Below are 13,799 nucleotides of genomic sequence, written 5' to 3' on the forward strand. Positions count from 1 at the left end.
CGGCCGTAACTACGTTTGAAGGTGGGGAGGCCGGACGCTTACGACCGACGGACCTGTTGAACGGTCAGACCTTCGGCGACACGACGACCTACATCGCCCTGATGATCGGGGCGCAGGTCCAGGCGCTGCCGCTCATCGACCTGCGGAACGCCGGCATGACCTTCGGCTTCCTCAACACGCCACCGGCCTTGATCGGGGCGTCGGTGGCGTGGGTGCCGGGCGTCGAGCCGTTTCTCGTCTTCGCGGTGATGCTTCCGACCTTCGGCATCGTCGGCGCGATCGTGGCCATGGCGGTGCAGGCGGGAGGGACGCCTGGGCCCGGGCTCGGGCGCGCCCTTCTGGCTGGCGGCGTGCTGGCGGGCGCCTTGCCCTATGTCGACTGGCTCGTGGAATCGCCGCCGGCGGCGCTGTCGCTACCGGTGCTTCCGGCCTTCGCCCTCCTGCTGGTGCGCCGCTGGGAAACGGCGGGGGCGCCCGTTATGGTGACCGTGGTCGCCGGGCTGACGAGCCTGCTGAGCAAGGTATTCCTGTTGCCGGCCGTGGCGGCGCTCGGCCCGGCCGCCGCCCTTGTGCCGCTTTGGCGCCAGAACCGCAGAATGCTGGTGAGCCTGGGCGCCGGTGCGGCGGCATTGACCGCGCTTCTTCTGATCCTCTACCGGGACTTTCTCGCCGTCGTCCTCGTGCCGGGTTTCCAGCCGTTCGCCGTGATCGCCAGCCTCGGCGCCTTGCCGGGCTACCTCGCGGGCCAGCAGATGGCTCTGCTGGTGGCCGAAGTCGCGGTCGTCGCGGCCCTGGCGCGACGCCTTCCCGCGCTGGCGGCCTTGGCGGTCGCGGCCGTCATGCTGTTCTACTGGGTCCTGCCGACCTGGGCGCTGATCGACCGGATGGCGCTCTTCGTCATTCTGGCGGCCGATCTTGTCGCGCGACCGGAGGAGGGCCGGGGCCGCCTTTCCGCCTGCGTCGCGGCGGCGGCCGGTACCCTGTGCGCCGCGTTGTGGACAGGCTTTCCCTGGACCTATGGACTTCCGGGCTGGGTCCAGGCGGTTTTCGCACCGCGCCTGTGGCTCGCGCTTGCCCTGTTCGCGGGCGCTGCGGCCGCCACCGGGCTGGCCGGCCTGCGCGGCGGGCGCAGCGCCGTGGCGGCGGCCTGTCTCGGACTGCTCGTGCTGTCCTCGGCGGTCGCGGTGGCGCGCTACGAGCCGCGCCTGTCGGCACCGTTCACGCCCGCATTGGCGGCGGCTTGGCGGGCCGTTGCTGAACGAACGCCCGTCGGCGCGCTGATCTTCACCGACCAGACGGGGCCCGGCGTCGGCATGCTGGAAGGCTACAACGGTTTCGCCGCGCGGGGCCGCCGGGAGGTGTTCATCTCCGGCTGGCTGAATTCGCCGCTGACGTTCGATGATACGGCCCGCGATGCCCGACTGGCTGCCAATGCCGCCGTGCTTGATGGGCTGAGGCCGCCGGACGACGTGGTGCCGGGCCATGACGGATACTTCGCCTTGGTGGCCGCGGATCGGCCCATGCCCGATCATTTCCCCCTGATGCATCGGACCGGCGATTTCGCCCTCTACGCGCTCGACACGGTCCCGTCGCAGCGGGGCGATACCGGGGCGGCGTCGGCCGTCGGTCGTTCGGCCGACTGATGTTCGGGCGCTACCGCGTTGCCGCGTAGCCGAGAACGACGACGCCGGTCACCACAAGGGCCGTTCCGGCCGCCTGCGTCAGCGATACCCGCTCGCCCAGAAGCAGGGCGCTGCCGATGACGACCAGGGGGAAGGTAAGGCCCATGACGGGGTAGGTGTGGCTGAGCGGCAGTCGCGACATCGCCACGAACCATGCGCCGCCCGCCGTGAAGACCATGACGAATACCAGGATGAGCCAAGGGTTGAGCGCCATTTGGAAGACCCAGGTGATCAACTCCCACGTCTTCGCCGCGGGAGGGGCGGCCTTGGCGATCTGCCACTTGACGATGATCTGGCCGAAAACGGTCAGGATGATGGTCATCGCCACCATGAACCAGCCGAGCAGCATGTAAGGGTCTCCTACCGATGGGCGCGCTTGGTCACCGCGTCCCGATGATCGAGTACGACGGCCAGACGGCGCCCAGGGCGACCTTCTCCTCGGGCGCGATCTGGCTTTCGCCGCCGATCACGGCGCCCGGCTTGACGCTGGCATAGGCGCCGGCCCGTGTCTGGTGGGACACCACCGCCCGAGGCCATACCGAGACGCCCTCGTCCAGCACGCAATGGGGGCCGACGTAGGCGCCGGCATCGACGATGCAGCCAAGGCCGAGCCGCGCGGTGGGCGAGACGGTGGCGGCCGGATGGACAAGGCGGGCCGGCCGCACGCCGGACTGCCACACCCGCGCCGCCACCCGGCGCCGGGTGGCGTTCTCGCCCATGGCGACGGCGACATCGACCACGCCTTCCGCGTCGGCGATGGCCGCAAGCTGATCGAGGGTGCCCAGCACCGGCGCGCCGGCAAACTGTCCCGTGACCCTGTCATCGACGAAGCCGGCCAGCTCGGTGTCGTCCCGCAGGGCGATCAGCTCCGCGATCATCTCGCCGTACAGGGCCGCGCCGGCGATGATTATGCGCACCGGCGGGGGTGCTCCGCGAAACCCGACCCAGCGGCCGGTCTCCAGGCAATTGGGGTAGCGTTCGTCGTATCCAAGCGCGCGCATGCGGTCCTGGACCGGCGCGGGGTCATAGGTGACGCGGACCTCCTCCACCGTGCGGGTCTCGACATCGAGGATCATCGCCTGTGCCCTGCGATCGCCATCGACGGGCAGGCCGACGGCGCCCGGGTTGATGACCGCATGATCGGCGCCAATGTCGACCATCGGCCGGTGGGTGTTCCCCAAAACGACAATGCGCCCGGCGGCGAAGGCACGAAGCTCCTCGTCCACGCTGCGCACCTTCTCGTCCAGCTGGTCGCGGGGACCGCCATGGCGCACGGCGATCCGCCGGCCGTCGACTTCCAGGTCCAGGTGGGTCGGCAGTGTGGCGAGCCACGCCCGCGTCTCGTCGGTGATGAAGCGGCGGAGGATCTGGAGCGCGCGGGTCGCGGCGGAGCTGCCGCGGATGGGCCGACCCTCGACAAGCGCATGGTCGTGATTGCCCCGCACGCAGACGGTGCCGATCCGGCGCAGCAGTGCCGTCACCTCGTCCACCATGGGCAGGTGGCCGGCGATGTCGCCCGCGCAGATCCACCCGTCCACGCGGTCGCCGATGGCCTCCACCACGGCCTCCAGCGCCGGCAGGTTGCCGTGGACATCGGCGATCAGGGCGAGTCGCGTCATGCCGATCCCTTCCAGGCCGTCAGGTCGCGGGCGGCGAGGGCATCGTACTCTTCGGCCTCCAGGTACTGTTCCGACCAGTGGCGCAGGACGGCGCCCGGACGCGCCGCCACCGGCGCCGGGTCCTCGCCCAGCACCAGTTCGCGGATGGCCAGTTCGGGCTCGTTGGCGCCGAAGTGGGCGCGGATGGGGGTCGTGCTGCTGAACCGCGGATTGACCTCGAAGGCGACCGGCCCGCGCGCCGTCAGCCGCAACTGGACGTTGACCGAGCCGACGGCGCCCAGCGCCGCCGCGACCTCGGCCGCATAGGATTCGATCGCGGGATGCGGCGACAGCACGCCCTTGTAGGTAAGGCCGAAATTCAGGTTCCGCAGAATGACGGTCGAGGCGACGGTGCGCCCTTCGCGCGTCCGGTACAGGCCGACGGTGTATTCCTGGTCGTCGGGCAGAAGGCATTCCTGAATGACCACGCCCGGCCGCAAATGGGGCAGCAGGTCGTTCCGGTCGGCAATGCGGAACAGGCCGCGTGCCGCCGATCCGCGCCGGGGCTTGGCGATAAGCGGGTATCCGGCGCGTTCCGCCAGGGCCAGGGCGGCGTCGGCGTCCTCGCCGGGGGCCGATGCCGGATGGTCCAGCCCCGCCTCGGCCAGGGCGAGCGCCGTCAGGTACTTGTCGTCGGCGACGCGCAGCACGTCGGCGCCGTTCAGCGCGAAGGCGGTGCTGGTGCGGGCGGTAACGGCGTCCAGGTGCGGGCGCAGGGCGTCGGGCTCAGCCTCGGTGCCGAAGAACACGATGTCGATGGCGTTGCGGCCGAGGAAATCCGTGAACTCCTCCAGGTAGCCGGGCGCCCGCACCAGCGGCGCGACCACGCTGTCGGGCTCCCACGTCAGCCCGGCGGAGAAGGGCACGGCGTCCATCACCCAGATGCGTATGGGCAGGGCCGACATCTTCAGCGCCTTGTAGATGTTCTGGCCGAGCGGATTGCCCATGCCGGTGACCAGCACGCGCACCGGATCGATGGCGGAGACGGCGCGTCCGGTCATGGTTCATAGGCCTCGCGGGCGGTGGCGTCGTCGGGGATGGCGAAGCGGGGCGCCTTGCGCAGGATGAGCGTGTGCTCGAAGGGCAGGTAGTCGTGCCGGGTCTCGACAAAGCGGGTCAGCGTCTTGCCGAAGGCGAAGGTCTGCTCCGGGTTGAAGTAGTGCAGGTCGGCGTCCTGCCAGTCGACGTAGGTGGACATGAAGTCGATCACCAGCCCGACCCGCGCGGCCCCGAAGAACCGCGCCACGGCGGCGCGGGCCACGGCCTCGTTGTCGGCCGTGTCGTACTTGTTGTTGAACACCTGCGACATGAACACCACGTCGGGGCGCAGATCGTCCAACGGATCGTTGAAGATGTCCATGGACAGGAACCGCGCCTCGGGAAAGGCGGCGCGGTTGGCCTCAAGGAAGTCGGGCACGATGTCGATCCCGGTGTAGGATGCCGGGGTCACGCCGCGCCGGCGCAGGAAGCGGTAGAACATGGCGATGCCGCATCCGACATCAAGCACATGCAGGCCGTTCAGGTCGAAGGCTTCGGCGTGGACGGCATGGCGCACCCACTGCTTTCCCGCCCCACCGGACTTGAGCGCGTCGACCGTGAGGCCGTGCTCGGCGATGCGCGCGTCGTAGAGACCGGCGACGCGGCGGCTTTCCTGCTTGGAGAGATAATCCATGGTCGGGCTTTTCGTCGGAGGGTCAGCACCAGAAGGTCAGGCGCCCACGAAACGGCGAAAGGCCGTCGGCGATGGCGCGATGGTAACGCGGATTAACGGCAACGAACACAGGCACCTCGGGATGGGCGGCCAGCCAGTCGCGGCCCGTCACCGCGACGCCGCGCAGCCGCCGGCCGTGGCGCGCCGCGTCGTCGTCGATCAGCCGTTCGATGCGGCAGCGGCCGAGGTCGGTGTAGGTGTGCAGCAGGGCGAACATCTCGCCGGCGCCAAAAACCGCCAGGGGACGGTCGCGCAGGTTCGCCAGGCGGCCATTCGTCTCTTCGAAGCGCGCCATCCAGGTGTCGCGGTTCCGCGCATTCAGGCCGCCCGTGTCGGCGGTGGGAGGGGCGGAAGATGCATCATCGTCGGCGCCCGGATCGCAGACGAGCAGCCCGAATCCCTGAACGACCGGATGCCCCGTTTCCACGGTCAGGACGCGCCACCCCGCCCGGCGCGCGGCGGCGGCGAGATGGGGGGCGGTGAAGTGCCAGACGTGGTCCTCGAAGAAAAGATCGTAACCGCCGTCTTCCTGGACCGGAACCGAAATGATCGCGCGGCCGCCGGGGCGGCAGGCCCGGCGCAGTGCCCGGAGGAAGAACGCCGCGTCCTCCACATGCTCCAGTACGCCGAAGCTGATGACCAGGTCCGCCTCGGGCAGGGACGGAAGATGGGGCGCCACGGCCCTCTGCATGGCGTCCAGGCCGCGCGACCGGGCCAGGGCGACCGCCTCGCGGCTGGCCTCGCAGCCGGACACGCGGGACCCGGGAAAGGCATCGCGCAGCCGGGCCAGCAGGTTGCCTTGTCCGCATCCGACCTCAAGCACCGCGCCCGGCGACGCGGTAAGGTGGGGCCGCATCCAGTCGATGATGGCCTGGGAGCGGGAAATCGGCCCATCGGCCGTGAAGTAGACGTGTTCCTCTGCGCCCGTGGTGTTCAGGCCGTAGTCGTTCTCGTAGTCCGCGATCGCGACGTCGCCGCGGTGTTCGGCGTTGGCCGCCATGCCGCATCCGCCGCAGACGACCTTGCTGAGCGGGCGTGCCAGTGTCCGCAGGTCGGTCGCCAGGGACGGCCGTCCCGGCAGGTCGAGCAGGGGGCGCCAGTCCGTGGCATCGCAGGCGGGGCAGCGCGGTGTCATCGGGATACCTCACACCGCGCCGGCAGGCCCGGCGGCGCCAGACTGGCCAGCAGGACGTCGCGGCTGCCGTCGCCGCAGTTGAACAGCGCGTCCAACGCCGACAGGTGGCTGACGAAGTCTCCGCCGCCGACCTGCGGGTAGGGGGCCGGGCGGTAGTCCTGGAAAATCACGGTGATGCCCTCGCTCCGGAACAGCTCGGTGTCGATGAAGGCCGCCGCCGCGGCGCCGTCGTACAGCACGTCGGCGCCGAAGTGGTGGCAGATGTCGATCAGCTTGCGGTTCTTGTCCGGCGACTTGTCCGGCACCTCCGACGCGAAGGCGGTGGGCGTGTCGATGCCCATGGCGTCGAACAGGTACGTCGTCAGGGCGACGTCGAGGTCGATCAGCCGCGCGTGGTCGGCCGACAGGATATCCCGCACCGCCGGAAACACCGCATCGAAGGCGGGAGCCTTGCGGTACCAGGACTCCAGCCGGTTCAAAAGCTTGCGCTGCCAGCCGGGCTGGCGGGCGATGGGCACGTCGCGGATCAGTGTGCGGTCGCGGTCGGAAAAGGTGACAGGCACCGTCAGGAACTCGACACGCCCCTCGGGGGTCTTGAAGCGGTTGCGGTTCCGCCAGTCCTGCTTGGTGTATTGCACGTCGTCGAGGTAGACGAACAGGTCGGCCCGCGCCGCCTGCTCCAGATACCCGAGCCACGGCAGGAAGCTGGGCTGGATGGTCGAGAGGATCATGGCCGCGGCGCCTCCAGCACGGTGAGAATCTCGCGGGCCGTGGCCTCCATCGCCGCCGCCGACTGGGAACCGTCCACCCACAGGTTGACGACGCCGGCGGCGAAGCGCCGGGCCCCGGGGTAGGTGCCGGGGCCGCCGGTCTCGCCGGAGAACAGCGCCGCGACGGGCGGATACCACGTGCTGCACGGGTGGCCGGCGCGGCGCAGGGCCGCCACCAGGGCGTCACGCCGCTCGGGGTCCACCAGAATGTTGAAGCGCCAGGGAACGGCGCCGGCCGGAACCGCAACGGGCCGCGCCGGGCCGCCCTCCAGCAACGCCTGCCACCGTGCCGCCTGCTCCCGCCGCGTCGCCGCCGCCTGTGGAAGCGCGGCAAGCGCCGCCGCGATCCGCGCCGCCCCCGCCGCGTCCAGCCGCCGGGCGGCGTGGGGGCGGTAATCCTCGTAGACCCGGCGGATGGCGGCGGGCGTGGCATCGGGATCGACGCGCAGGCGCCGCAGGGCCGCCTCCATGGCGGCATCCGCGGCGCGGTCGGCGTCGTCCTGCTCCGGCTGATCGGCAAGCCACGCCGCGATCGCCTCCAGGACGGCGGGATCGCCGGCGGAAACGGCACCGCCTCCGCCGGCGTCGATGATCTTGCTGCCGCCGAAGGCATAGACGGCGGCCGCAGAAAAGGTGCCCACCGGGCGCCCCGCGACCGTGGCGCCGGGCGCGTTGCAGCAGTCCTCCAGCACGGTTACACCGGTCTTGGCCGCCCAGGTGGCGACGGCATCGACGGCCACAGGCATGCCGAAGTTGTGCACGACCAGCACGGCGGCGCAGCCGGGCCGCCAGGCGCGGGCGATATCGTCGGGCCGGGCGTTGCCCGTTTCCGGATCGACGTCGTGCAGGACCGGCCGGACCCCGGCCCAGATGAGGCCGGCGACGGCGATGGGGCAGAGGTTCGCCGGCACGAGCATCTCCCGCCCGCCGAGACCGAGGCCGGCCACGGCCACCATAAGGGCGGCGGTGCCGCGCCCGGCGGCGAGGGCCGGGCGGCCGTCGGGCAGTCCCTCAATCGTCGTCGGCGTCATGGCGCGTCGCTTCCAGTTGCCGCCGAAACCGCAGGTTCATGTTGATGCGCTCGACCTTGTAGGCCACCGCGCCCACCAGGACGAACTGCAGCCCGACGATGAGAAGAAGTACGAAGAAGAGGAGCCAGTTGGTCGGCAGTTCCTGCTGCAAGGCGACACCCAGCGCGACAAGGGTCGCCAGCCCGGCGATCCCGGTGGCACCCGCGAGGCTGCCGACCGCCATCAACGACAGAATGGTGGTGGTTCCCGCCGAGAAATTCAGCAGCGCCAGGAACAGGATATGCGCCAGCCGCAGGATGCCGTAGCGGCTGCGACGGACCTCGCTAGGCCGCACCGTCACCGGCACCTCGACAATGCGCAGGCGGAGGAACCCGACCAGGATGGGCACGTTCTGCGCCAGCACGTCGGCCTGCAGGATCTCGTGCACCGCCGAGCGCCGGAATAGCCGGAACGTGGTGGCCGGATCGGTCAGGCGCATGCGCGTCAGGCGGTTGACCAGCAGGGTCACCAGGCGGGAGCCGACGTCGCGGTGGCGGGCGCTGCTGCGCCGGGCGCGCGCGCCCGCGATGACATCCGCATGGGGTTCAGCCTCGGCGGCGGTCAGCAGGGCACGGATGTTTTCGGGCGGCACGTGCTCGTCGGCGTCGGTCAGCAGGACGAGGGCGCCCCGCGCGGCCCTCAGGCCGGCGACCGTGGCGATGTGCTGCCCGGCGTTGACCCTGAGCCGGTGGATGCGCAGTTCCGGCACTGTCCGCCGGGTTTCCGTCAGCACCCGGATGGTGTCGTCCGTGCTGCCGTCGTCGACCACGACGATCTCGAAGGGGCGGCCGATGTCCCGCAGCACGGCAGCGGCCCGTTCCACCACGTCCGTAATGCCTGCCGCCTCGTTGTAGGCCGGCATGACCAGGGAGATTTCGACCGCTTCGGCGGAGGCCAGCCGCTCGCTTGGCATGAACTTCGTGACCCTTCAGAGAAACCGCTTGAAGTCGAAGGTCTTGGCGATGCTTTCCAGTTCCCGTGTGAACTCGCGCCGAGGCGCCCATCCGAGGGCGCGCAGGCGGCTATCGTCAAGGCTGTAGCGGTGATCCTGGCCGGAGCGGTCCTCGACGAAGGTCCAGGCACGGGAATCGGGCATTTCGAAGAACCGGGCGAGGTGGCGCAGAATGTCGATGTTGGCGACATGGAGGTCGCCGGCGACGTTATAGATGGTGTTCGGCCGGCCCTTCGCGACGACGCTCAGAACGGCCTCGACCGTGTCGTCGACGTGCAGCCAGCAGCGCTGGTAGCTGCCGTCCCCATGCAGGATGGCCGGCCTGCCTCGCGTCAGGCGGGCACAGCTCTTGGGGATGAGCTTTTCCGGATACTGGTGCGGACCATAGTTGTTGGTCGGCCGGATGATGTTGGTGTCCAGGCCGTAGGTGCGCGCCCAACTCATCACCAGCATGTCGGCCGCGGCCTTGGTGGCGGCATAGGGGTTGGACGGGCAGGGCCGGTCGGTCTCGTCGTGGGCACCCTCGGCGATGTCGCCGTAGACCTCGTCGGTGCTGATCTGGATGAACCGCGGACGGTCCCCCCGCTGTTTCATGCGGGCCAGTTCCAGCAGGTGCTGGACGCCGAGAACGTTGGTCACGCAGAAGCGCTCGTTGTCGACGATGGAGTTGTCGACGTGGGACTCGGCGGCGAAATTGACGATGACGTCGCATTCCGGCAGGTGGTCGAGCGTCGCGATATCCGCCTGGATGAAGCGATAGTTGGCGGATGTCTCGAACGCATCCTTCACCACGCGGTCGGCCGCGTAGTTCACCACATCAATGTTGGTGACCCAGTGGTTCAGTTCGATACAACGCTGGACGAAGTGCTTGCCGATGAAGCCGAGCCCGCCGGTCACCAAGATCACGAGCCGCCCGCCCGCGCCCAGCATATCGCTGCGCTCCACCGGCTGCTGGCAGCTTTCAAAGATAGGCGCGCGTTCCGGCGACGAGATCCTTGCGCACCGCCAGCCGCGCCTCGACGCTCTTGATCTGGGGAGGCAGGAGCGCCGCCAGAAGGTCCGGCAGGTTTGCCTTGACGCCTAGGCGCATCATGTCCCAGTGGCGGTAGGCGTTCTTCTGATAGCGGTGGATCGCGGCGGCGTCCATGCCGTGCAGGCGCGTCTGCAGCAGCCGGTCGTACAGGTCGGAATCGCGGCAGATGATGGCGCCGCCCTCGCCGCAGGCCACGTTCTTGGTCGCGTAGAAGGAGAAGATGGCCGCGTCCGACCACCGACCGGGGCGCATTCCTCCGCGGGTGCCCTCGAAACAGTGGGCGCAATCCTCGATCAGGAAGACGTCTTCGCGCTCGGCCAGGACCGACCGGATGCCCCGCATGTCGCACATCTGTCCGTAGAGGTGGACGGGCATGACCACCTTGGTTCGCGGCGTCAGGGCGGCGGCGACGGCCTCCGGCCGCATCAGGAGCGTCTTGGGGTCGACGTCGACGAAGACGGGACGGGCGCCCAGCAGCTCGGCCACGTTGGCGCTGGCGATGAAGGTCATCGCCGGGACGATCACCTCGTCCCCGGGCTTAACGCCGAGGGCGAGCAGAACGGCCAGGGCGCCGTTCGTCCAGCTGTTGGTCAGCAGCGCGTGCGGCACATCGAAGAAGGCGGCGATCTGCGCCTCGACCTCGCGTCCGACGGACCCTGATGTGAGGAAGGGTGTGGCGAGGACGGCGGCGACCGCGTTCGCGTCGTCGGCCGTCAGGTCGTGCCGGTAGAAGGGAACTTTCAATGTCTCAGTCATGGGGTCGCGTCGGCCGGCGGTTCGCAAGGTGCTGGATAAGGGGCGTGCGAGACGAAGCGGTTCGCACGGCGGCCCGGGCGGAAGGTCCCTGCATGGGCCCGGGAAGAACAGCCGATTGGGCGGCCGCCGGTCCTGTCTGGTGCAAGGTTACTCCAGAAGGTCCCGAACCCTGCCACGGCACGTCATGGAGATCAACATCGAAGATGCAGGGGACCGCGCGCGATCCGGCGCCCGGGACTGGGCGCGCGACAGGCACGGCGTGGTGATGCGTCGTCATCCCCTGGCACGCAGTATGACGGTCATCGGGGACAGGAGCGATGGCGGAATCCGGCGGAGCAAGGCGGCAACGCCGAGGGTACTGGAAAGCCGCATCAGCTGGGGAACGAGCGGCCCTGCATCCTCGCCCAGGTGACGGCGCGCGAAGATGGGGTCCTGGCCCAGGCGCTCGATCATGGCCGGCATCAGGGGCGGGGCCAGGGTCATTTCCAGGCTGTTGGTCCGCGCCAGGCGCCGCAGGCGCCGCGCCGTGATGAAGTTCAGGCTGTCCCATACGCCCTGCTGCGCCGCCACCCGCCGCGGGAACAGCCGTCGCGTCGCGGCCGGCGCGCCGGGGACAAGCGGAATGGCCAGGTGCGGCTCGTAGGGAAAGGTGTAGTTGGGGCATACGTGCAGCATGGTGCCGCCCGGCGCCAGAACGCGCGCCATGGCCGCGACGGCGGCATCCAGATCCGCGATGTGCTCGAGCACGTTGAAGGAATAAATCAGGTCGAAACGGCCGTGCGTGTCGGGGTCCAGTTCCTCGGCCGTCATGGCGAGTCTGCGGGGCTGCTTCGGCCCCGACCGTTCGGCGATGTCCTTGGCCAGGGCGTCGAAGACATCGAATGCTCCCGCTGCCGGTTCCAGTGCTGTCAGGTCGACGTCCCGCGCGCTGAGCCAGTTGGCGAGGAAGCCCAGGCCGCTTCCGACCTCCAGCACGCGCGCACCGGGCCGCAGATGCTCCAGAAGGAGCGGCGCGTACGTCTCGGCCTCGTTCGCGAAGGTTTCCACCAGCGCACGGCACTGGGCCTCGAGGCATCCCGCCCGGCCGGCCATGGCGGCCAGGGCCGTCGGCTCCCTCAGCGGCGCGAGCCAGCGGGTCAGGTCCTCGGGCGTCATTATGTTCGAAGCGGCGGCGGCGTCGGCCGGTTCCAAGGCGCGGCGATCGTGCATCAATGCCTCCCGGCCGTCGACAGGTCGCCCGCCGACCCAAGTTTAGAGCGGTGGAGCGGCGGCGGCAGGCATAGGACCAGTCCGGCGAAGGCCCACACCGCGCCCTGACGAAGACTGTCCTGCGACATCGCGCTGAGGCTCAGCACCACCAGGCCCGTCAGCAGCAGCAGCCAGCCTCGCCAGCCGACGGTGCTGTACCGCAGGCGCCGCACGGTGACCACAACGACAATGGCGGCCGTCAGGACCAAAGCACCGACGCCGACCGTGCCCATTTCCGCGGCGGTCGTCAAAACGGTGTTGTGGGCGCGCCACCCGTTGGGGGTCTGCGCCGCCATGTTGCCGGGGCCCCAGCCGAACAAGGGCTTCTCTCCCCACAGCAGCACGGCGAAGTGCCACAGGTTCTGGCGGGCGCTGTCCGCGCCGATGGCCGCCGCAAGCTTCCATGTCTCGTCAGCGAGGGTCGCAGCGAAGTCGGTGACGAATTGCCGGGAGACCTCTTCTTCTCCGCCTTCTCCGCCTTCTCCGCCGGCTCCATCCTTCTGAATCACCTTTTTGGGCAAAGTCTCGATGGCTTGGGAGAACGTGTTGGTCAGATGCTGCTCGGTCGGCGCCCCCACGTCCTGACCAGCCATGCGGGCCAGAACGGCGGCTTCGTCATTGCGTTCCGCGAACCGGATGATGAGGGGGTCGTCGCGCAGCGGGCAGGGCAGGTGGCTCCACAGGGCAGTTGCCGAGAGGCCGGCGACGGTGCAGGCGGCAATCACCGGGACAAGCCGAAACTGGCGCCACGACGTCAGGAACCAGATGGCGCAAAACAGCAGGTAGATGATCATCCCGGTGCGCGATCCGGCCAGGATTATGGTCCCGCCGGTAACCAGCAGCAGCACTATCGCCGGCAGCCGCACACGGCTGACCGTGGGCGAGGCGCGCGTGAACTCCAGCAGGGCCGCCGCCGCGGCGCTGAGGGCGACGGCCAGGGCGGCAAACTGGTTCGGATCAGCCGCCAGGCCGCTGACCCGGCTGCCGGGAATTACGAAGGGCGCGTCGCCGCCGGTCGGCAGCAGGCAGGCGATGGTCTGCAGTCCCCCGAGCAGGCCGAACAGCACCGTGAAGGCGCAGCCCGTAATCAGCATCACGAGCGCGAGCTTCATTGTCTCGGCGCGGATCATCCCCACAATCGCGAATGGATAGAGGGCGCTGAGCGAGATTCCCACCGTTTCCGCAATGCGGAGCTTCAGTGGCAGCCCGTCCGGCTCGGCGATATTGACGAGAAACGACAGCACCGCCGCGGCCGAGACCGCCAAGAAGATCGCCACCGGCGAAACCAGGCGGTGTCGCAGCGTTTTGTCCGACAGGGCCATCACCACCACGCGGGCGGCAATGCCGACCATGAGGTAGTCCGCCGGGGCCGTCGTGAAGGTGTGGGGAACTTCGGGCGCGCGTGTGAGCGGCAGCAGGGCCAGACAGGCGAGAACGCTGATCCCGGGCCGCAGGAAGGCGAAGACCGTCCCGCCCAAGAGAACCAGCAGATACAGGTATCCGACGGGCCAGCGGGGAATAGCGTCGACACCGACAACTTCCGCAAGGGTGTACAACCCGTAATAGAGAGAAGTAAGGGCCAGTGCCGCAAGAAAGTCGGAAACATCCTGCCGCGCCGACACCGTATTCCGGTACCGAGTCCAGATCGCAGAGGCCATGCAGAACTTCCCATTCATGACACGGTAGTCGGGGAGATGCCCGTCGCCGGAATGCACGTCGAGCGGCCTTCCCGGTCGGCTTCGGGAAAGACTACTAGCAGCGTTCCCGAGGGGAGGCAACGGCGG

The 13,799-nt window shown here is 69.3% G+C and carries 13 protein-coding genes; 1 reads left to right on the forward strand and 12 read right to left on the reverse strand.

What is annotated here, in order from left to right:
• The coding region (locus C882_RS22210; protein ID WP_456059069.1) for a hypothetical protein at window positions 1-1,643 on the forward strand (1,643 nt) is incomplete at its 5' end.
• 10 nt (window positions 1,644-1,653) lie between these two features.
• On the opposite strand, the gene C882_RS22215 is transcribed toward C882_RS22210, so the two are convergent.
• From C882_RS22215 to C882_RS22270, 12 genes are all read right to left on the reverse strand, one after another.
• The gene (locus tag C882_RS22215; protein ID WP_009542942.1) at window positions 1,654-2,031 is read right to left on the reverse strand and encodes a hypothetical protein; all 378 of its coding nucleotides are present in this window, start codon (window positions 2,029-2,031) and stop codon (window positions 1,654-1,656) included.
• Window positions 2,032-2,062: 31 nt separating this feature from the next.
• Window positions 2,063-3,301: a metallophosphoesterase family protein gene (locus C882_RS23710; RefSeq protein WP_009542943.1), complete on the reverse strand. Its 1,239-nt coding sequence runs from the start codon at window positions 3,299-3,301 to the stop codon at window positions 2,063-2,065.
• Window positions 3,298-4,341 (reverse strand): ATP-grasp domain-containing protein, encoded by a 1,044-nt coding sequence (locus C882_RS22225; protein WP_009542944.1) that lies wholly within the window; start codon window positions 4,339-4,341, stop codon window positions 3,298-3,300. The genes C882_RS23710 and C882_RS22225 overlap by 4 nt, the downstream gene beginning before the upstream one ends.
• Window positions 4,338-5,012 (reverse strand): class I SAM-dependent methyltransferase, encoded by a 675-nt coding sequence (locus C882_RS23715; RefSeq protein WP_009542945.1) that lies wholly within the window; start codon window positions 5,010-5,012, stop codon window positions 4,338-4,340. Before C882_RS23715 ends, C882_RS22225 begins: the two co-directional genes overlap by 4 nt.
• Before the next feature lie 22 nt (window positions 5,013-5,034).
• Window positions 5,035-6,186 (reverse strand): methyltransferase domain-containing protein, encoded by a 1,152-nt coding sequence (locus tag C882_RS22235; protein WP_009542946.1) that lies wholly within the window; start codon window positions 6,184-6,186, stop codon window positions 5,035-5,037.
• Window positions 6,183-6,917 (reverse strand): WbqC family protein, encoded by a 735-nt coding sequence (locus C882_RS22240; RefSeq protein ID WP_009542947.1) that lies wholly within the window; start codon window positions 6,915-6,917, stop codon window positions 6,183-6,185. The genes C882_RS22235 and C882_RS22240 overlap by 4 nt, the downstream gene beginning before the upstream one ends.
• Complete coding sequence (locus C882_RS22245; protein ID WP_009542948.1) at window positions 6,914-7,987, reverse strand: DegT/DnrJ/EryC1/StrS family aminotransferase; 1,074 nt, start codon at window positions 7,985-7,987, stop codon at window positions 6,914-6,916. The genes C882_RS22240 and C882_RS22245 overlap by 4 nt, the downstream gene beginning before the upstream one ends.
• Window positions 7,968-8,939, reverse strand: coding sequence for a glycosyltransferase family 2 protein (locus tag C882_RS22250; RefSeq protein ID WP_009542949.1), 972 nt, complete (start codon window positions 8,937-8,939; stop codon window positions 7,968-7,970). The genes C882_RS22245 and C882_RS22250 overlap by 20 nt, the downstream gene beginning before the upstream one ends.
• 15 nt (window positions 8,940-8,954) lie before the next feature.
• Window positions 8,955-9,884, reverse strand: coding sequence for a dTDP-glucose 4,6-dehydratase (locus tag C882_RS22255; protein ID WP_160166808.1), 930 nt, complete (start codon window positions 9,882-9,884; stop codon window positions 8,955-8,957).
• Window positions 9,885-9,939: 55 nt separating this feature from the next.
• Complete coding sequence (locus tag C882_RS22260; protein ID WP_009542951.1) at window positions 9,940-10,767, reverse strand: DegT/DnrJ/EryC1/StrS family aminotransferase; 828 nt, start codon at window positions 10,765-10,767, stop codon at window positions 9,940-9,942.
• Window positions 10,768-11,040: 273 nt separating this feature from the next.
• Window positions 11,041-11,976: a class I SAM-dependent methyltransferase gene (locus C882_RS22265; RefSeq protein WP_009542952.1), complete on the reverse strand. Its 936-nt coding sequence runs from the start codon at window positions 11,974-11,976 to the stop codon at window positions 11,041-11,043.
• Window positions 11,976-13,673 (reverse strand): O-antigen ligase family protein, encoded by a 1,698-nt coding sequence (locus tag C882_RS22270; RefSeq protein ID WP_160166809.1) that lies wholly within the window; start codon window positions 13,671-13,673, stop codon window positions 11,976-11,978. The genes C882_RS22265 and C882_RS22270 overlap by 1 nt, the downstream gene beginning before the upstream one ends.
• Between the last annotated feature and the right edge of the window lie 126 nt (window positions 13,674-13,799).

The organism is Caenispirillum salinarum AK4 (genome assembly GCF_000315795.1).
GTDB classification, from domain to species: domain Bacteria; phylum Pseudomonadota; class Alphaproteobacteria; order Rhodospirillales; family Rhodospirillaceae; genus Caenispirillum; species Caenispirillum salinarum.

Coding starts and splice junctions, on each gene's coding strand:
- C882_RS22215 (WP_009542942.1), bottom strand. CDS start 2,031: ATGCTGCTCGGCTGGTTCATGGTGGCGATGACCATCATCCTGACCGTT.
- C882_RS23710 (WP_009542943.1), bottom strand. CDS start 3,301: ATGACGCGACTCGCCCTGATCGCCGATGTCCACGGCAACCTGCCGGCG.
- C882_RS22225 (WP_009542944.1), bottom strand. CDS start 4,341: ATGACCGGACGCGCCGTCTCCGCCATCGATCCGGTGCGCGTGCTGGTC.
- C882_RS23715 (WP_009542945.1), bottom strand. CDS start 5,012: ATGGATTATCTCTCCAAGCAGGAAAGCCGCCGCGTCGCCGGTCTCTAC.
- C882_RS22235 (WP_009542946.1), bottom strand. CDS start 6,186: ATGACACCGCGCTGCCCCGCCTGCGATGCCACGGACTGGCGCCCCCTG.
- C882_RS22240 (WP_009542947.1), bottom strand. CDS start 6,917: ATGATCCTCTCGACCATCCAGCCCAGCTTCCTGCCGTGGCTCGGGTAT.
- C882_RS22245 (WP_009542948.1), bottom strand. CDS start 7,987: ATGACGCCGACGACGATTGAGGGACTGCCCGACGGCCGCCCGGCCCTC.
- C882_RS22250 (WP_009542949.1), bottom strand. CDS start 8,939: ATGCCAAGCGAGCGGCTGGCCTCCGCCGAAGCGGTCGAAATCTCCCTG.
- C882_RS22260 (WP_009542951.1), bottom strand. CDS start 10,767: ATGACTGAGACATTGAAAGTTCCCTTCTACCGGCACGACCTGACGGCC.
- C882_RS22265 (WP_009542952.1), bottom strand. CDS start 11,976: ATGCACGATCGCCGCGCCTTGGAACCGGCCGACGCCGCCGCCGCTTCG.
- C882_RS22270 (WP_160166809.1), bottom strand. CDS start 13,673: ATGGCCTCTGCGATCTGGACTCGGTACCGGAATACGGTGTCGGCGCGG.